The 18,436-nt window shown below is 60.4% G+C and carries 18 protein-coding genes and 1 riboswitch; of the genes, 8 read left to right on the forward strand and 10 right to left on the reverse strand.

Annotated elements, in window-relative coordinates; all coding sequences use genetic code 11:
• Positions 1 to 69: 69 nt before the first annotated feature.
• From GA0061100_RS14940 to metA, 7 genes are all read right to left on the reverse strand, one after another.
• Positions 70 to 798, reverse strand: a complete 729-nt coding sequence (locus GA0061100_RS14940) for an SIS domain-containing protein (protein WP_075853490.1) — start codon at positions 796 to 798, stop codon at positions 70 to 72.
• Between the two features lie 123 nt (positions 799 to 921).
• Positions 922 to 2,079, reverse strand: coding sequence for an N-acetylglucosamine-6-phosphate deacetylase (gene nagA, locus GA0061100_RS14945; RefSeq protein ID WP_075853491.1), 1,158 nt, complete (start codon positions 2,077 to 2,079; stop codon positions 922 to 924).
• Positions 2,079 to 3,110 carry an SIS domain-containing protein gene (locus tag GA0061100_RS14950; protein ID WP_075853492.1) on the reverse strand — a complete coding sequence of 344 codons (1,032 nt, stop codon included), beginning with the start codon at positions 3,108 to 3,110 and terminating at the stop codon, positions 2,079 to 2,081. Before GA0061100_RS14950 ends, nagA begins: the two co-directional genes overlap by 1 nt.
• Positions 3,107 to 3,880 (reverse strand): GntR family transcriptional regulator, encoded by a 774-nt coding sequence (locus GA0061100_RS14955; RefSeq protein WP_075853493.1) that lies wholly within the window; start codon positions 3,878 to 3,880, stop codon positions 3,107 to 3,109. Before GA0061100_RS14955 ends, GA0061100_RS14950 begins: the two co-directional genes overlap by 4 nt.
• A 238-nt stretch (positions 3,881 to 4,118) precedes the next feature.
• A complete protein-coding gene (locus tag GA0061100_RS14960) occupies positions 4,119 to 5,144 on the reverse strand; it encodes an aldose epimerase family protein (protein ID WP_075853494.1) in 1,026 nt (341 codons plus the stop codon).
• A gap of 252 nt (positions 5,145 to 5,396) precedes the next feature.
• Positions 5,397 to 6,590 (reverse strand): vWA domain-containing protein, encoded by a 1,194-nt coding sequence (locus GA0061100_RS14965; protein WP_075853495.1) that lies wholly within the window; start codon positions 6,588 to 6,590, stop codon positions 5,397 to 5,399.
• A 3-nt stretch (positions 6,591 to 6,593) separates the two neighbouring features.
• The gene (metA, locus tag GA0061100_RS14970; RefSeq protein ID WP_075853496.1) at positions 6,594 to 7,520 is read right to left on the reverse strand and encodes a homoserine O-acetyltransferase MetA; all 927 of its coding nucleotides are present in this window, start codon (positions 7,518 to 7,520) and stop codon (positions 6,594 to 6,596) included.
• Positions 7,521 to 7,568: 48 nt separating this feature from the next.
• Positions 7,569 to 7,646: riboswitch (SAM riboswitch) on the reverse strand.
• 265 nt (positions 7,647 to 7,911) lie between these two features.
• Here metA and GA0061100_RS14975 point away from each other — a divergent pair.
• Positions 7,912 to 8,409, forward strand: a complete 498-nt coding sequence (locus GA0061100_RS14975; protein WP_075853497.1) for a hypothetical protein — start codon at positions 7,912 to 7,914, stop codon at positions 8,407 to 8,409.
• Positions 8,410 to 8,455: 46 nt separating this feature from the next.
• Here GA0061100_RS14975 and GA0061100_RS14980 read toward each other — a convergent pair whose 3' ends face one another.
• Entirely contained in the window at positions 8,456 to 8,878 is a 423-nt protein-coding gene (locus tag GA0061100_RS14980; RefSeq protein ID WP_075853498.1) for an NUDIX hydrolase, read from the reverse strand.
• Complete coding sequence (locus GA0061100_RS14985; protein ID WP_075853499.1) at positions 8,878 to 9,720, reverse strand: AAA family ATPase; 843 nt, start codon at positions 9,718 to 9,720, stop codon at positions 8,878 to 8,880. The genes GA0061100_RS14980 and GA0061100_RS14985 overlap by 1 nt, the downstream gene beginning before the upstream one ends.
• 163 nt (positions 9,721 to 9,883) lie before the next feature.
• Between GA0061100_RS14985 and GA0061100_RS14990 the strand changes: the two genes are divergently transcribed.
• On the forward strand, positions 9,884 to 11,734 hold the full coding sequence (locus GA0061100_RS14990; RefSeq protein WP_075853500.1) for an ABC transporter ATP-binding protein/permease: 1,851 nt from the start codon (positions 9,884 to 9,886) through the stop codon (positions 11,732 to 11,734).
• A gap of 128 nt (positions 11,735 to 11,862) precedes the next feature.
• On the opposite strand, the gene efp is transcribed toward GA0061100_RS14990, so the two are convergent.
• Positions 11,863 to 12,432 carry an elongation factor P gene (gene efp / locus GA0061100_RS14995; RefSeq protein ID WP_015341611.1) on the reverse strand — a complete coding sequence of 190 codons (570 nt, stop codon included), beginning with the start codon at positions 12,430 to 12,432 and terminating at the stop codon, positions 11,863 to 11,865.
• A gap of 152 nt (positions 12,433 to 12,584) precedes the next feature.
• On the opposite strand from efp, the gene epmA reads away from it, so the two are divergent.
• The 6 genes from epmA to GA0061100_RS15025 all read left to right on the forward strand — a co-directional run bounded on the left by epmA (position 12,585) and on the right by GA0061100_RS15025 (position 18,383).
• Positions 12,585 to 13,649: an EF-P lysine aminoacylase EpmA gene (gene epmA / locus GA0061100_RS15000; protein WP_075853501.1), complete on the forward strand. Its 1,065-nt coding sequence runs from the start codon at positions 12,585 to 12,587 to the stop codon at positions 13,647 to 13,649.
• Positions 13,646 to 14,698 (forward strand): lysine-2,3-aminomutase-like protein, encoded by a 1,053-nt coding sequence (locus tag GA0061100_RS15005; RefSeq protein ID WP_075853502.1) that lies wholly within the window; start codon positions 13,646 to 13,648, stop codon positions 14,696 to 14,698. The genes epmA and GA0061100_RS15005 overlap by 4 nt, the downstream gene beginning before the upstream one ends.
• Before the next feature lie 357 nt (positions 14,699 to 15,055).
• On the forward strand, positions 15,056 to 15,307 hold the full coding sequence (locus tag GA0061100_RS15010) for an acyl carrier protein (protein WP_075853503.1): 252 nt from the start codon (positions 15,056 to 15,058) through the stop codon (positions 15,305 to 15,307).
• Positions 15,307 to 16,500 (forward strand): acyl-CoA dehydrogenase family protein, encoded by a 1,194-nt coding sequence (locus tag GA0061100_RS15015; protein ID WP_075853504.1) that lies wholly within the window; start codon positions 15,307 to 15,309, stop codon positions 16,498 to 16,500. The genes GA0061100_RS15010 and GA0061100_RS15015 overlap by 1 nt, the downstream gene beginning before the upstream one ends.
• 6 nt (positions 16,501 to 16,506) lie before the next feature.
• On the forward strand, positions 16,507 to 17,415 hold the full coding sequence (locus tag GA0061100_RS15020) for an amino acid--[acyl-carrier-protein] ligase (protein ID WP_075853505.1): 909 nt from the start codon (positions 16,507 to 16,509) through the stop codon (positions 17,413 to 17,415).
• An 8-nt stretch (positions 17,416 to 17,423) separates the two neighbouring features.
• Positions 17,424 to 18,383, forward strand: a complete 960-nt coding sequence (locus tag GA0061100_RS15025; protein WP_075853809.1) for a DUF1839 family protein — start codon at positions 17,424 to 17,426, stop codon at positions 18,381 to 18,383.
• Positions 18,384 to 18,436 lie beyond the last annotated feature (53 nt).

An 18,436-nucleotide genomic window follows, 5' to 3' on the forward strand; every position in this document is an offset into this window, starting at 1 on the left:
TCACGGGAATCGCTCGGCCGCTCTATTCATCTGATTTTACCCAATAAAAGACGTCAAACCGTTGGCCGCTCAGAGATGCGGATTGCGCGGCCGGTATTTCTTGACCAGCTGCTGGTTGGTTTCCTTGGCGCCCGGCATGTTGGCGCTGAGGTAGATGGGCGGATTGCCATCCTTGCAGAGTTCGGCGGCGACATCGGCGAAGATGGCGTTCAGGACTGTCGTGCCGACGGCCGTCGAGGCCGGTCCGACCTTCAGCTCCGTTCCCGGCAGGTCGATCATGGCGTCGCCCGGCGGCAGGCCGTTGTCCAGCACGATATCGGCGATATCGGCAAGTCTCCTGCGGCCATTGGCAATGGCGGCCGAATAGGCGAGCGAGGTGATGGCAATGACCGTCGCACCGATCTCGCGGCCATAATCCGCCGCCTCGATCGGCGCGGCATTGACGCCGGAATTGGAGGCGATGATCAGCACGTCGCCTGGCTGCATGCCGTAGCGCTCGAAGACCGGGCGGATGAGGCCTTCGGTGCGCTCATAGACCGAGCTGATGACGGCGCCTTCATGCAGCATGGCGGAGCCGACAAGTACGGGGATGGTGAAGGCGAGGCCGCCGGCGCGATAATGCACCTCCTCGGCCAGCATATGCGAGTGGCCGGTGCCGAAGACATAGACACGCTGGTCGGCGCGTGCCGCGGCACAAATGGCGGCCGAAGCCTTCGACATGGGCTCGGCCAGCGTTTCACGCAGGGCCTCCAGCCGACCGATGAGGGCGGAGAAATAGCTGTCCGTGACTGCGCTCATGCCGCGCTTCCTCTTCGAATGTCTCGGAGCATTTCGCGTTTCCTTGAAGCGCGAGATGCTCTGTCTGTTTGTTCCCACGCAATTCCGTACGGAAGACCGCCGAGCGCTTTTCCCGGACGCGGCCTAGGCTGACGGTTGGCCGGAGATCCATGTTTCGGTGACTTCGATGCCGTCGTTGATGTGAACGAGATCGGCGCGCATTCCCGGCGTGAGGTGGCCGCGATCCGCCAACCGTAGGAAACGGGCGGGATAGGAGGTCGCCATACGCAGGGCTTCCGCCAGCGGCAGCTCGAGGATGTTGACGCCGTAGCGGATGGTGGAGGCCATATCGACATCCGAGCCGGCCAGCGTGCCGTCGTCGAGCGTCAGCTTCGAGCAATAGCCGCCCTTGGTGCGATAGACCGTGCGGCCGTTCAAGGCGAAGCTCGGAAGGTCGGTGCCAACAAGCGACATGGCGTCGGTGACGAAGAACAGCCGGCCCTCGCCGCGCTTGGCGCGCAGCGCGACGCGCAGCGCCGTCGGCTCGACATGATGGCCGTCGGCAATGATACCGCACCAGGGGGCAGGGTGGTCGATCGCCGCGCCGACGAGACCGGGCATACGGTGACCCATCTGGCTCATGGCGTTGAACAGGTGGGTGACGCCGCGGGCGCCGGCATCGAAACGCGCATCGGCTGCTTCCGCCGTGCAATCGCTGTGGCCGATGCTGACGATGACGCCGCCTTCGGCGAGTGCCTGTACCTGCCGCTCTGTGACCTGCTCCGCCGCCATGGTGACCAGCAGCGTGCCGATCGCCTCGCGGGCACGGATGAAGGTTCTGACGTCGCTATCCTCGACCGGGCGCATCAGTTCGGCGAGATGCGCGCCCTTGCGAGCCGGCGCCAGATGCGGGCCTTCGAGATGCAGGCCGGCGACACCGCGATTGGCCTTCACCGCAACGACGGCTGCCTCGATCGCCGCCGTCGTTGCGGTTGAGACGTCGGTGATCAGCGTCGGCAGCAGCGATGTCGTGCCATAGGGGCGATGCCCCTCGGCAATCATGTACATCGATTCGGGCGAGGGTCCGTCGTTCAGCATGCGGCCGCCGCCGCCATTGACCTGCGCGTCGATAAAGCCGGGAGAAAGAACGCCACCCGTCAACTGGATCGTTTCGGCATTATCGGGGACATCGTTTACGCTGGTGATCGCATGGATACGGCCATTGCCGATCACCAGTGCGCTGTCCTCGTGAAACCGGTCGCCATCGAAGATGCGAGCGCCGGTAAAGACCTTGTAGTCCATCACATGGTCTCCGTTACCTTGAGAAGATTAGCCGGCTTATCCGGATCGAAGCCCTTCCGCCGTGTCACCGACTCGATGAGGCGATAATAGCATAGCAGCGACACCAGCGGATCGAGCAGGCCGTTGCCCGTCGTCGGCATGCGCAGGTTGATGCCGGCAAGCGGCGCGGTCGAGAAGGAGACGGCGGTTGCGCCGAGCTTCTGCAGGCGCTCGAGCGCCTGGGCGTTGTTGGCGAAGGCGGCGTCATCAGGCGAGAAGGCGACGATCGGGAAGCCCGGCTGCACGAGGCGCATCGGTCCATGCATGAGCTCGGCCAGAGAGAAGGCTTCGGCATGAAGCCCGGCGGTTTCCTTGGCTTTCAGCGCTGCTTCGAGCGCGATGGCGAAAGCCGGGCCGCGGCCGCCGGTATAGAGCGAGGAGGCATTGAAGAGCACTGCTTCTGCGGCCTTGCCGTCGATGCCCGAGGTGGCAGCCAGCGCTTCCGGCAGCTTGGCAAGGCCATCGATCAAAGCCTTATCCTGCGAAACCGCAGCGGTGACGCCAGCAAGGGCGGCAACCGAGGCAATAAAGGATTTGGTGGCCGCGACGCTCTGTTCCTTGCCGGCATTGAGGCCGAGCACGATGTCGGCTTCCTTGGCAAGCGGGCTGTCGGTGACGTTGACGACAGCGATCGTGGTGGCGCCACCCTTCTTGGCCGCAGCCTGTAGCGCGATGATATCGGGGCTGCCGCCGGATTGCGACACGGTGAAGTGGATGCCGCCCTTCAGGTGCAGCGGCGCGCCATAGACAGAGGCGATCGACGGGCCGACAGAGGCGACCGGGATGCCGCAGGAGATTTCGAACAGATACTTGAAGAAGGTGGCGGCGTGGTCGGAGGAGCCGCGCGCCGCCGTCGTGATCAGCGACGGACGACCGGTCGAGAAGAGCTTCGCGATCTCCGCGAAAGCCGGCTTTTCCTTTTCAAGCAGGGTCGCAACCACCTCAGGCGATTGGCCGGCTTCCGTCAGCATCAGGGACTGGGTCTCGCTCATAGGTCATCTCCAATTCTCAATTCGGCAACAAAATCATAAGCATCGCCGCGATAGTGCGAGCGGGTATATTCAACGACGCGCTGGTCCGCGAGGCGGGAGACGCGTTCGATCAGAAGCGCGGGCGCGCCGGCCTTGACGGTCAGGATCGATGCGGAAGTGGGGTCGAGCGTCACGGCGGTCAGCCTCTGCTGGGCGCGCACCGGCTTGAAGCCCTTGGCGGCCAGCGCATCATAAAGGGACCCCTCGGATATGGCGTCTTCGCCCAGGAACTTGATCGGAACGACCGCGCGCTCGATGGCAAGCGGCTGACCATCGGCGAGCCGTAGTCGGTCAAGCCGCAGAACAGGCTCATCGACGCCGAGGCCGAGAAGGAAGGATTCCTCCGGCGCCGGTGTGCTGATGGTGCGCTGGAGGATGCGGGCTCCTGGTTCGCGGCCGCGCGAACGCATATCGGCGGAGAAGGAGGAGAGACGCCAGAGCGGCTGTTCGATGCGCTCGACATGCTGCGAAACGAAGGTGCCGCTGCCATGGCGGGATTCGATGACACCCGAGGTCAGGAGGTCGCGATAGGCGGTTCTGACCGTGACCCGGCCGATCTGCAGGGCGCCGGCGAGATCGCGTTCGCCCGGCAGCGCCGTTCCGGCTTTCAACAGCCCTTCCTGGATGAGGCCCGTCAGGGCCTGCGCCAGACGCTTGTACAGCGGCCCGCTTCCGGTCCCTTCGCTGAGACCGCGATTGTTCAATTCGGCGATCAAACTGGTTCTATCCATGGTGGACATCTAGAACCTATTTAGAACCAATTCACAAGATGATTCTGGCCTTATCGCTAAAAAGAATCGGCCGGGCGCTTTGGACGCCCGGCCGAAATTCACGAGAGCAAGGCATGCTCCAGAGCGAATTCAGATTTCAGATCTGTTCGGTCTGAAATCTGAATTCGCTCTGGAATCAAGGAAGTAGAGCATGATGTCGTCCGAAAGTTGTCTACACTTTTCGGCATCATGCTCGGCCTCAGTTCTTGGTGAAGATGTAGTCCGTTTCCTGCCGCAATACCTCGCCCGGGCGGAGCACGGCATTGGGGAAGCCTTCGTGGTTGATGGCGTCGGGCCAGACCTGCGTTTCCAGGCAGAAGCCGGCAAAGGGGCCGATCTTGCGGCCGTCATGGCCGGGAACCGGCACATCGAGTTTGAAGCCGGTATAGAACTGCACGCCGGGCTCGGTGGTGCGGACCTCAAGCGATACGCCGGAATTGACGCTGCGGGCGAGGACAACGGAACGTTTGACAGTGCGTTCGGTCGAGAGGCAGAAATTGTGGTCGTAAAGCGCCTGCTCGCTGCCGTCGAAACGCTTCATCGGCGACATCTCGCGGAAATCGAAGACCGTACCTTCGACGGAGCGGATCTCGCCGGTCGGGACCTGCTTGTCGTCCGTCGGCGTATAGTGATCGGCGGCGATCATGATGTCGTGGCCGAGCGCATCGTCGCGACCGTCGAGGTTGAAATAGGCGTGCTGGCAGACATTGGCGAGTGTCGGCTGGTCGGTGGTCGATTCGTAGGTGACCGACAGTTCGCCGTTGCCATGCACCCAATAGGTCGCCTGGATCGTGCAGTTGCCGGGATAGCCGGCGCGGCCGTCGGGATCGACGATCTTCAGGACGACGCGGTCGGTATCGTGCTCGACGATGGTCCAGTTGCGCTTGGCGATATTGTCCTTGCCGCCGTGCAGATGGGTGACACCCTTTTCGTTGAGCTCGAGCTGGTATTGCTTTCCATCCAGCGTGAAGCGGCCACCGCCGATGCGGTTGGCGCAGCGGCCGGGCGTGGCGCCGAAATAGGAGGAATGGGCGGGATAGTCAGAGAAATTATCGAAACCAAGCAGAAGCGCCGGCTCATGACCATCAAGGCGAAGATCCTGGATGGCCGCGCCCCACGACATGATATGGGCGGTGAGGCCGCCACCGACGATCTTGACGCGATAGACCGTATCCCCATCGGCCGTCGTCCCAAAAACTTCCCGCTGCAAAGTGCTTTCCGTCATATCAACTCATCCATTGCTTTTGAGTATGTGAGGCCAGACCCTGCCTCCATTCGCGCCGTTCCGCAACCGGTTCCCTGGCGAAATCTAGGGGCGGATAGCAGGGGATCAAGCAGGGCTGCGGCTTTCGAGGCGCTACGCTGCGCCGGAAGTATGCAATGCCTATGACAGAGCGGCAGGTTTCCGTGAGGGGCCAGGCACAAAGGTGCAGCAGGACACCGGGCGTCTGACTATGGCAAACTCGGGCTGATCCGCTCAGCGCGACAATTCTTTTGTCGCACTCTCCAGCCCACCGAGCGTCAGGGGATACATGCGCTCGCCCATCAGGCGGCGGATGATGGAGATCGAGGTCGTGTAGCCCCAGTAGTTTTCCGGCACGGGGTTGATCCAGATGCATTTGCGGAAGTGGCCGGTCATGCGGCCAAGCCAGACTTGGCCTGCCTCCTTGTTCCAATGCTCCACTGAGCCGCCTGCCTGAGTGATCTCGTAGGGGCTCATCGAAGCATCGCCGACGAAGACGACGCGGTAGTCGGGGCCGAAGGTGCGAATGAGGTCGGTCGTTGCGGTAATGTCGACGCGCCGGCGGCGATTGTCCTTCCATACGCCCTCGTAGAGGCAGTTGTGGAAGTAGAAATATTCCATGTGGCGAAATTCCGCGCGGGCGGCGGAGAAGAGTTCTTCGACCACCCTGATGTGATCGTCCATCGAGCCGCCGACGTCGAAGAACATCAGGAGCTTCACCGCGTTGCGGCGCTCGGGCCGCGTCTGGACATCGAGATAGCCATGTTCGGCGGTGGAGCGGATGGTGCCGGAGAGATCCAGCTCCTCGGCTGCTCCCTCGCGGACCCAGCGGCGCAGGCGCTTCAGCGCCACCTTGATGTTGCGGGTGCCGAGCTCGACGCCGTCGTCGAGATTCTTGAAGTCGCGCCGATCCCAGACCTTGACCGCGCGGCGGTGGCGCGAGGTTTCCTGGCCGATCCGTACGCCTTCGGGATTGTAGCCATAGGCGCCGAAGGGCGAGGTTCCCGCCGTGCCGATCCATTTCGAGCCGCCCTGATGCCGGCCTTTCTGCTCGGCCAGCCGCTCGCGCAGCGTCTCCATCAGCTTCTCGAAGCCGCCAAGCGCCTCGATCTCTCTTCTTTCCTCTTCGGTCAGATGTCGTTCGGCAAGCTTGCGAAGCCATTCCTCGGGGATAGCGGTCGGCTCAATAGCTTCTCCATCAGCATTGCCGCCGATTGCTTCGACGCCGTGGAAATAATCGGCGAAGACCTGATCGAAGCGATCGATGAAGCGCTCGTCCTTGATGAGCGTTGTGCGCGCCAGATAGTAGAAGGTCTCGACATCGTAATCGGCTATCCCCTCTTCCATTCCCTCAAGCAGCGACAGAAATTCCCGGAGCGTCACCGGGACCTTTGCTTCCTTGAGTTTCAGGAAGAAGGGAATGAACAAGCCTCAAATCCTTTCCTGGCCGATCTCCTCCAGATCATACGGCGTGGTCTGGTAGATCTCGTTGATCCAGTTGCCGAAGAAGAGATGCGCATGGCTGCGCCACCGGTTCTGCGGCGGGATTTCCGGGTCGTTATGCGGGAAGTAGTTGTGCGGCATCTTGATCGGCACGCCCGCATTCACATCCCGAAAATATTCGTCCGCCAGCGAGGTGGAATCATACTCCACGTGATTGAACATGTAGAGCCGGTTGCAGGCCTGTTCGTGCACGAGGCAGACGCCCATTTCGCTCGAATCCATCAGGATCTGCAGGCCGGGCACTTTTTCGATGTCGGCGCGCTTCACCTCCGTCCAGCGCGAGACCGGAATGGCGAAATCGTCGGAAAAGCCGTTGAGATAGACCGAGGAGGGCTTCAGGTTCTGGTGGCGATAGACGCCGAAGGCTTTTTCCTTGAGCGTGTATTTCGGCACGTTGTGGAAATGGTAGATCGCCGCCATCGCGCCCCAACAGACGTTCAGCGTCGAATGAACATTGGTCGTCGTCCACTCGAAGATCTCCTGCATTTCCTTCCAGTAGGTGACGTCTTCATATTCAAGCAGCTCGATCGGAGCGCCCGTGATGATGAAGCCGTCGAACTTGCGGTGCTTCACCTCTTCCCAGGTCTCGTAGAAGGCAAGCAGATGCTCCTCGGAGGTGTTTTTGGCTTTGTGGGCGCCGATACGCACCAGCGAAAACTCCACCTGCAGCGGCGACGCACCGACGAGGCGCGCCATCTGGACCTCGGTCTTGATCTTGTTCGGCATGAGGTTGAGAAGCCCGATCTGAAGAGGGCGGATATCCTGACGGAACGCCACCGTTTCGGTCATCACCCGCACACCCTCGCTCTGGAGGGTCTCAAACGCGGGGAGCGTATCGGGAATCTTGATGGGCATTTTTTCACTCGCCAAATACAAAAAAACCGGCCGCGATCATGAATCGCTACCGGTCCGCACGCGGCCCTTTAGCGACTTATTTAACGTGGCTGCAAGCCGGCCGGCCAAATCACCACGAGAGAGATTTCATAAACCTGTCATTCCGGCGGGTCAATGGGTAAGCCCTTGAGGGTAAGGCTGTGAACTCGGGTGAATTGAAGATGTCCGGGAGCCTCGGCGGGTTGCCTATCCTTTGCTCGTTGCGCTGAAAGATGGTGGCGAATGGCGGATCGACAGCCTGAAACACAGTCATTTGGGTACAGAACGCGGGATTGTCATCATTCTGATCTAGACTGTATGTCCACAACGTCTGCTTTCGAGACGCAAGCCGACTTTGTAGAATGGAACGAACATGACGCTGGATACGATACTGCCTTTTCTAGGCCATTCCGAACAAGATCCAGGGCTGGCCGACCTGTTGGCCTCCGTCGGGTTCGACGTTTCCCTGATGCCCGGGCGAGCCCAGCGTGGTGCCGGCACCGGACACTGCGAGCTAAACTCCCTTGGCATTGAACTCGCCTTCGACTTTCATACTGGCTATAAAACCAGGTTCGGAATGCCCAGGGATGGTGGCAAAGCGATCCTTTCGGCGATCTTTGCGTATGGCAAGCCCAGCGACATGCGTGCAGCCTATGTCGGGCCGATACCGTTCAGCCGCGGTCCGATTCACAACCGCGACGACGCTTTGCTAGAATTCGGTTTGCCTGTGCGGACCGAAGAAGAGGATGGCACTGTCGAATGGGACCAATGGGTGAAAGACGGCGTGCAGGTGCGTACGGAATACTTTGACGACGGCTCCCTTTTTATCTGCACCTACTCGGTACCCTTTATCAAAACCGTATCCAGCTAGCACAGCCACGGCAGATGAAGGCAATTCCGACTCGCGTTGGTGGCCCTTACAGGTGCTCAAGGAAGTGCTGCATACCATAGCCGAGGCGCTGCCTTGCCACGGCGATCGGCAGCCAGAAGAAGCGGAAGCGAATGGGGTCGCTGCCGTCGAACGGCGTCATCTCGAAATGGAACCAGGTATCCGGTGTTGCTTCGGGCAGGGTGCAGCGGAAATAGTGTCTCTGATGATGGTATTCGCGCCCGTCCTTTTCTAAGCGGTAGTCATGAATGCCGAGCGGATATAGATCGCCCGCCGCAAGCCCGGTCTCTTCTTCGAATTCGCGCGCTGCCGCCAGAGCCAAATCTTCGCCATCCTCGACCGTGCCGCCCGGAACCTGCGGCTCAATGGTGGGAAAATCCGGTTCGTCAAAAACAAGCAGATGCCCGTCCCGAACGGCGTAGATCAGAACCTTGACGGCATCGGGCTGCATCACTTCCCCTGCCCGCGCGCCATGAAGGCTAGCCGCTCGAAAAGGTGCACATCCTGCTCGTTCTTCAGCAGTGCGCCATGCAGCTTCGGCAGCGCGTTCTTCGCATCGGCGCGCAGCGTTTCGGGGTCGATATCGTCGGCGACCAGCAGGCGAATCCAGTCGAGGGCTTCCGAGGTTGAAGGCTTTTTCTTCAGGCCCGGCACGTCGCGGATCTCGAAGAACTGCGTCAGCGCCGCATGGACAAGCGCCTGCTTGATGCCGGGATAATGCACCTCGACGATGCGCTTCAGCGTCTCCATGTCGGGAAAGCGGATATAGTGGAAGAAGCAGCGACGCAGGAAGGCGTCCGGCAATTCCTTCTCGTTGTTCGAGGTAATGATGACGATCGGGCGGATCGCGGCCTGGATGGTCTCGCCGGTCTCATAGACATGGAATTCCATGCGGTCGAGTTCCTGCAGGAGATCGTTCGGGAACTCGATGTCGGCCTTGTCGATCTCGTCGATCAGCAGCACGCATTTCGCCGGCGAGGTGAAGGCCTGCCAGAGCTTGCCCTGGCGGATATAGTTCCTCACATCGTGAACTCTGATGTCGCCGAGCTGGCTGTCGCGCAGGCGAGAGACTGCATCGTATTCGTAGAGACCCTGCTGCGCCTTCGTCGTCGATTTGACGTTCCATTCGATGAGATCGAGACCGAGGGCGGCGGCTATCTGGCGCGCAAGTTCAGTCTTGCCCGTACCGGGCTCGCCCTTTACCAGGAGCGGGCGCTCCAACCTAATGGCGGCATTGACGGCGACCATCAGATCCTTGTCGGCGATATAGTCGGCAGTTCCCTGGAATTGCATCGGAAGGCTTTCTCAATCTTTCGAGTGCAAGCTAATTGCTGACCTTATTCGGTTCAAGACGCGAAACCGTGTATATAGGAATGTGATCCCACCGATCTATTGCAAGGGTGGACATGAGGGCGGGTCATGATTAATTGACGGGACGCGTCGCAGGGAAGTGCTGATGGCAGTTGAAAAGCAAGCCAAGCCGAATATCCAGGGAAACGAACAGGTCGGATACGATTTGAGCCTTTTCTTTCGGCTGAGGATGATGTTCTCCGCTTTCTGGAATTCGGCTGTTCGCATCAAGATCATTTCCCTGACCATCGCGCTCTTCGTGATCATTCTGGTCACGGCCTATGTCCAGGTGCTGCTTAACAACTGGAATGCGCCTTTTTACGATTCACTGGCAAGGCGCGATATCACCGCTTTCTTCCATCAACTCGGCGTCTTCGGCATCATCGCCGGTTCGCTGCTCGTCCTCAATGTCGTCCAGGCCTGGCTGAACCAGATGACCGCGCTCTATATGCGCGAGGGGTTGGCGCGGGATCTGGTGGATCAATGGCTGCAGGCCAAGCGCGCGCTTCGCCTTGCCTCTTCCGGTCTCATCGGCGTCAATCCCGACCAGCGGCTGCATGAGGACGCCCGCAATCTTGCCGAAAGCTCGACAGGGCTTGCCATCGGTCTGGTGCAGGCGACAATCCTGCTTTTGAGCTTCATCGGCGTGCTCTGGGAGCTCTCCAGCGGCATGGTCTTTCATCTCCGGGGCATGAGCTTCTCCATCCCGGGCTACATGGTCTGGGCCGCAATCCTTTATGCGGGCTCTGCTTCCTTTCTCAGCCAGTTCGTCGGCCGCCGTCTCGTGCGGCTGAATGCGGATCGCTATTCGAAGGAAGCCGAGCTGCGCTTCGCGCTCATGCATGCCAACGAACATATGCCGGCGATCACGATTGCCGGCGGCGAGGAGAACGAGCGCCGGCGGATCAATCTTGATATTTCGGCCGTGCTTGCCGTCATCCGCCAGCTCGCCATCGCCAATACCAATCTGACCTGGGTGTCGGCCGGCTACGGCTGGCTGGTGCTGATCATTCCCATCCTCGTTGCCGCACCCGCCTACTTCTCCGGCGGCCTGACCTTCGGCCAGCTGATGGTGGCGGTTGGTGCCTTCAATCAGGTCAATTCGGCGTTGCGCTGGTACGTCGCCAATTTCGGGCCGATCGCCGAATGGCGCGCCACGCTGATGCGTGTGACCGATTTCCGCAAGGCACTGACGGAAATGGATGACAAGACGCCGATGCCGCACACCCTCATCTTCGAAAAGGCGGCACCGGGCACGATGGTCTGGACCGATCTGGAGATTTCGACGAAGACCAGTGACGAAGCGACGGAAAACGGCTTCCGGATCGCGGAAGGTACGGTCACGATCAATGCCGGCGAGCATGTGATGATCAATGGTGATCACGGCGTGAACCGCAGACTGCTGTTCGAGGTGCTGGCGCATCAATGGTATAGTGGTTCCGGCACGGTCAGCCTGCCGCCGATGGACGATATGCTGTTCGTGCCGCACACGCCTTATGTACCGACCGGCACGCTGAGGGAAGCAATCTGTTTTCCTGATGATCGGGATGCCTATGACGATGCCGCCGTCGATGCCGTCATCGACAAGGTGGGGCTTGGCCGCCTGAAGAGCCGTCTCGACACGCAGGCTCGCTGGGATCGATTGCTCGATACCGAAGAGCAGAAAGCCGTCGGCTTTGCGCATCTGCTGCTCGCGAAGCCGAAATGGGTCGTCTTCGACGATGCCCTGGAAGGGTTGGAGGCCGAGGTACAGGCGAAGGCGTTTGCTCTGCTGGCGGAACTGGAAGATGCAACCCTGATCTATATCGGCCGCTCCGATGCCTTCATGCACGCCATGTCGCCGCGTGTCCTGCATCTGCAGTCTTTGGCTCCGCATGAGCACAGCACCGACACGCAAACGTCTTCCGAAGCTAGCGTTGCGGCACAGACGGATGAGAAAAAGGCCAGTGCGCCGTAACCAGGTGCGCTGTAACTAGGACGGCTCGGTAAGTCTTCACACCGCCGCTTTGGCTTCAATTCGCCCAAAATGCAAAACGCCCCGTCACCAGGACGAGGCGTTTTTCAATGCGGAGAGAAACTGATCGCTCAGTCCTTGGCGCGCTCGACGTAGGAATTGTCTTCCGTGGCGATGACGACGCGGGTGCCGGCGGTAATGTGCGGCGGCACCAGGGTGCGGATGCCGTTCGACAGTATGGCGGGCTTGTAGGAAGAGGATGCCGTCTGGCCCTTCACGACCGGCTCGGTCTCGCTGATTTCGAGCGTGACATGGCGCGGCAGTTCGATCGCGAGCGGGATGCCTTCGTGGATCGACAGGATGCAGGTCATGCCTTCCTGCAGATAGGCCTTCTGGTCGCCCATGGTTTCGACGTCGACGACCACCTGGTCGTAGGTTGCCGGGTTCATGAAGTGGAAGCCTTCGCCGTCTTCATAGAGGTACTGGAAGTTCACGTCTTCGACGAAGGCGCGCTCGACCTGCTCGGTGGTGCGCCAGCGCTCGGAGACCTTCACGCCATCGACGATGCGGCGCATGTCGACCTGGGTAACCGGAGTGCCCTTGCCCGGATGAAAGTTCTGTGCGGTGAGAACGACGTAGAGCTTGCCGTCGACGTCGAGAACGTTGCCCTTGCGGACGGAAGAGGCGATGACCTTGACCATAAGACTTCCTTGTAACGCTGCGTTTTGCGTCGTAGAGGGACTGTCTGAATGCTCTCCGAGACGCAGCTTTTGTTTGCTTGGGGGCGCAACTACCCTAAATCAATGGAAATTGCCACCCCCCAACGTGGCCGGTGCGCTGAAGAAAGCTAGGAATGAAGCCAAAGACGAGCAAAGCGTCCCCCTGGTGGACCCGCAACGTCCATGCGGACCGGCGGCCGTTCCTCATCGGTCGCAATGCCATTCAGGCGGCATTGCGCATTTTCTTCGCGCGCAACGACTTCATCGAGGTCGATACGGCGACGCTGCAGGTGTCGCCCGGCAACGAGGCGCATCTCCACGCCTTCGAGACCGAAGCGCTGACGACCGACGGCAGGGCATTGCCTCTCTATCTGCACACCTCGCCGGAGTTCGCCTGCAAGAAGCTGCTTGCGGCCGGTGAAGAGCGCATCGCCTGCTTTGCCCATGTCTACCGCAATCGCGAGCGTGGACCGCTGCACCATCCGGAATTCACCATGCTCGAATGGTACAGGGCGGGCGAGAGCTACGAGACCCTGATGGCGGATTGCGCCGCGTTGCTTGCGCTGGCGGCGGAAACTGTGGGTGCAAAGAAATTCAGCTACCGGGGCGCTGAAACGGATCCATTTTTGCCGCCTGAGCGCATCAGCGTTGCCGCCGCCTTCCAGCGCTATGCCGGTATCGATCTCTTTGCCTCCATCGGCCTCGATGGGTCGACGGATCGCGAGCGGCTGGCGGCGGATATGCGTAAGGCGGGCATTCGTGTTGCTGATGACGACCTCTGGCAGGATCTCTTCAGCCGGATTCTGGTCGAGAAGATCGAGCCCAATCTCGGCTTTGGTCGCGCCACCATTCTCGACGAATATCCCGTTTCCGAGGCGGCACTTGCGCGGCCGTCGGCAGCCGATCATCGCGTTGCCGAGCGTTTCGAGCTCTATGCCTGCGGCGTCGAGCTTGCCAATGCCTTCGGCGAGCTTACCAATGCCGAGGAGCAGCGGCGACGCTTCGAGATCGAGATGGCGGAAAAGCAGCGCGTCTACGGTGAAACCTATCCTCTGGACGAGGATTTTCTGGAGGCGCTTGCCGTGATGCCCGAGGCGAGCGGCATCGCGCTCGGTTTCGACCGGCTCGTGATGCTGGCAACCGGCGCTTCGCGGATCGAACAGGTCTTGTGGGCACCCGTCGCGGAGTATGACGCATGAATGTGATGCGCCCGATCCGGACTATCGGCGAGCTTGAACGCGCCGGGCTGATCGATGCCGATCAGGCGGTTGCGTTGGAAGCCGTGGCGGAGCGCTATGCCGTTGCCCTGACGCCGACCGTGGCGCGCCTGATCGATCCCGCGAACCCAGCCGATCCCATTGCCCGGCAGTTCGTGCCTGATGCCGCTGAACTCATCGTTACGCCCGACGAGCGGGCCGATCCGATCGGCGATCACGCGCATAGCCCGGTCGAAGGCATCGTGCATCGCTATCCGGACCGCGTGCTTCTGAAAGCCGTGCATGTCTGCCCGGTCTATTGCCGCTTCTGCTTCCGGCGCGAGATGGTCGGGCCACAGGGGCTCGGCACGCTTGATGGAGATGCGCTCGACGGTGCCTTTGCCTATATCCGCGACCACAAGGAAATCTGGGAGGTTATCCTCACCGGCGGCGATCCGCTGGTGCTGTCTCCGCGACGGCTCGAAGAGATCTTGAGGCAGCTTGCCGATATCGACCATGTGAAGATCGTCCGCTTTCACACGCGCATCCCGGTCGTTGACCCATCAAGGATCGATGCGGCGCTGATTGTGGCGTTGAAGGCGAGCGGCAAGACCATCTATGTGGCGCTGCATGCCAACCATCCGCGCGAGCTGACCGAGGAGGCGCGTGCTGCCTGCGCGCGGCTGGTCGATGCCGGCATCGTGCTCGTCAGCCAGTCGGTTCTCCTGAAGGGCGTCAACGACGATGTGGACGTGCTGGCGGCGCTGATGAAAGCTTTCGTCGAAACGCGGGTGAAGCCCTATTATCTGCATCATCCCGATCTTGCGCCCGGCACCAGCCATTTCCGCCTGTCGATCTCTGAGGGGCAGGCGATCGTGGCGGCATTGCGCGGCCGCATTTCCGGCCTCTGCCAGCCCACCTACATCCTCGATATTCCCGGCGGCTATGGCAAGGCCGATATCGGCCAGAGCTCGGTGCGCGAGCTTGGCGAAGGCTGCTATTCGATTTCGGACTATCGCGGCGGCGAACATATCTATCCGCCGCAAAGCTAAAGCGTACACTTATGATCCTATACTGCGCTGACGCTCTGATTGTGGTGATGATTTTCGAATAAAACGTAATGGCGAATTTTGGTGCGTTAACCTTCTTCGTGATCCCGTTCTTCCAAAAATCGTCAGGATAAAATATTAGAAAACATTAATATTAATGCGGAAGTCGTCATTTAGATGGCTTACACATGGTAAATTTTAATCAGAAAAGTCTCGAATATAGCAATTTCCTACAAAGTATAAGTTGTTTGTATTTACCACGTCGCTTAGCGGAATGTTCTATTTTGCCTGTTACTTCTTGGCGAACGATAAGACGGCGTAACTTCGGTTATGCTTACCATTGCCAGAAGGGACTAGACTATGAACAAGACGATTCGCGATTTGCTGGCCAAGTTCGGCGCGCTTCCCGTTGCTATCGATCAGATCGAAGACGATGCCGATCTCTACGCAACCGGACTGTCTTCCTTCGCTTCCGTGCAGTTGATGCTTGGCATCGAGGAAGCCTTCGACATCGAGTTTCCCGACAATCTGCTGAACCGCAAGTCCTTCGCCAGCATTGCCGCGATCGAGAGAACCGTCGGCATGATCCTCGACAGTAGAAAGGTCGCATAATGACTGCGGCGGTCGCTTTACTCGAGGTTGGGGCGGGCGAGGGAGCGGCGGTACGCGCCGCCCGTGTCGCAGCGATCGCCAGCCAGCATGCCGATGCCGTCGATGCCGAGGGCCGGTTTCCACGTGAAGCTGTCGACGCGATGCGCGCCGAAAAGCTGCTTTCCATCCAGATCCCCGCCGATCTCGGCGGCGAAGGCGCGTCGATGACCGAAATCGCCGAGCTCTGCTCGATCCTCGGTCAGGCTTGCGCCGCAAGCGCCATGGTCTTCGCCATGCACCAGATCAAGCTTTCGAGCCTGGTCGAGCACGGCGCCGAGAGCGACTGGCACCGCGACTTCATGCGCCGTATCGCGCGGGAACAGCTGCTGCTCGCTTCGGCGACGACCGAAGGCGGGATCGGTGGCAACCTGCGCAACAGCATCTGTGCCATCAAGGTCGAGGGTGACACCTGCTACCTCGAAAAGGATGCGACCGTCATTTCCTATGGCGCCCATGCCGACGCCATCCTGATTACCTCGCGCAGCCATGCCGAGGCGGCGTCCTCCGATCAGGTGCTGACCTGCTTCCTGAAAGACCAGTACGACATCAAGCGTACGGTCGAGTGGAACACGCTCGGCATGCGCGGCACCTGCTCCGACGGCTTCCTCTTCAAGGGCGAAGCTCCGGCCAGGCAGATCCTGCCGAAGCCATTTGCCGAGATCGCCGCGCAATCGATGCTGGCAAGCTCGCATCTTCTTTGGAGCGGCGTGTGGTACGGCATTGCCGCCGACGCTGTTTCCCGCGCGCAGGCATTCGTGCGCGCCGCTGCCCGCAAGTCTCCCGGTGCGCCGCCGCCCGGCGCGCTGCGTCTCGCCGAAGCCTCCAGCATGCTGCAGATGGTGAAGTCCAATGTGGTTGCCGGGCTGAAGGCCTATGAAGAGGCGAAGCTCGATGCCGATCGCCTGTCGTCCATGGCCTTCGCCGTGGCGATGAACAACGTCAAGATCGCTTCGTCCGAGATGATCCTGCCGATCATCAACCACGCGATGCTGATCTGCGGCATCATGGGCTACAAGAACGGTACGCCCTATAGCCTCGGCCGCCACCTGCGCGACGCGCACTCGGCGCAATTGATGATCTCGAATGACCGCATTCTCGGCAATACGTCGACCATGCTGCTCGTCCACAAACAAGATACCAGCCTGTTGGGGTAATTCGTCATGGATATGCAATCCTCGTTTCTCGACCGTCTTTTTGATTCCGGTTTGCTGATCGATACCGGCGTTGACGGTCTCTATGGCCGCAGCGGCCAGTTTGAAGACGTCATTGCCGCCTTCGAGCGTCTGATCGACACGTTCGGTGGCGCCGATGGCGCCGAGGCCATCCGCTTTCCGCCCGGCATGAACCGCGCCTTCTTCGAGACGAGCGGCTACATGAAGAGCTTCCCGCAGCTCGCCGGCACGGTGCACAGCTTCTGCGGCAACGAGCTCGACCATATGAGCCTGCTGAAGTGCATGGAAGTCGGCGACGACTGGACTAGGGATCAGCAGGCGACCGATATCGTGCTGACGCCGGCAGCCTGCTATCCGCTCTATCCGACGGTTGCCAAGCGCGGCGCCATTCCTGAAAACGGTGCGCTCTACGACCTGCAGTCCTATTGCTTCCGCCATGAGCCTTCCAAGGACCCGGCCCGCCAGCAGCTCTTCCGCATGCGCGAATATGTCTGCATGGGCAGCGAAAAGCATGTGACGGATTTCCGCCAGAGCTGGATGGACCGCGGTGTCGAGATGATGAAGGCCGTCGGCCTCGACGTGACCATTGATGTCGCCAACGACCCGTTCTTCGGCCGCGCTGGCAAGATGCTTGCCAACAACCAGCGCGACCAGAACCTGAAATTCGAGCTGCTGATCCCGATCACATCTGTTGCCAAGCCGACCGCCTGCATGAGCTTCAACTACCACCAGGATGCCTTCGGCGCGAAGTGGGGCCTGAACTTTGCCGATGGCAGCGTCGTGCACACGGCCTGCGTCGGTTTCGGCCTGGAGCGCATCGCGCTGGCGCTGTTCCACACCCACGGTCTCGACGTCAAGGAATGGCCCGAGAGCGTGCGCAAGGCGCTGTGGGGCTGATCGCTCCCATGGCTTCCGTGTTTCAGGGACTGGATCCCGCCGCCTACAAGCCACATGCGCTGCACGACAGCGAGCGCATGTGGCCCGAGACGAATTGCTACATCGATCTCTGGATCGAGGTGCTTTCGACCTTGAAGCTGCCACCGGAAGCCATGCTCGGCTTCACGGTCACCCAGGATTTCGAAGGCGACCAGTTCACCTTCTTCAAGGCGCCGCTCGAGGATCTGGAAGCGCTCTACGGCGTGCGCTGCACCGAGCTTGCGATCTACGACAAGGTTCAGAACCATGTCGCCGAGCAGATCGGCCGCGGCCGACTTTGCCTGGTGGAGATGGATTCTTTCTTCATGCCGGATACGCAGGGGGTCGGCTATCGCCGCGAACACGGTAAGACGACGGTTGCGATCAACCGGCTCGACATGCAGGGCCGCGCGCTCGATTACTTCCACAATGGCGGGTTCTTCCAGCTGTCCGGCGAGGATTTCGACGGGCTATTCCAGCTGCATCTGACGGATGAAGACCTGCCCTTCTTGCCCTACACGGAATTTGCGAAATTCCCGGAGAAGGCGCCGGCCGAGGCCGCGATCCGCGAGACCGCGCGACAGCTTCTCTCCTTCCATTTCCGTCGTCGCCCGCAGGCCAATCCGATCCGTGCCTTCGCAAACGTCTTCCCCGCGCAGGTGGAGGCGATCGCCGAGCGGCCTTTCGGCTTCTTCCACAAATATGCCTTCAACACGCTGCGTCAGCTCGGCGCAAATTTCGAGCTCGCCGGCAGCCACTTCGACTGGCTTTCGACCGATCTGGCAGATGCGGCCGGAGAAGCACGGAAAATTTCCGAGACGGCGAAGTCGGTGCAGTTCCAGCTGGCCCGCGCCATCACGCGCAAGAAATTCGAGCCGCTGCGTACGGCCCTTGATCCCGCCGCAGATGCGTGGGATTCCATGATAAGCGAGCTCGAACGGAAGCTTTGACGGGCTTCTGTTCGATCGCGATATGGCTGGGTTATTTCTGAACATATTGGGGC

Origin of the sequence: Martinezella hainanensis (assembly GCF_900094555.1) — a bacterium.
Taxonomy (GTDB): domain Bacteria; phylum Pseudomonadota; class Alphaproteobacteria; order Rhizobiales; family Rhizobiaceae; genus Rhizobium; species Rhizobium hainanense.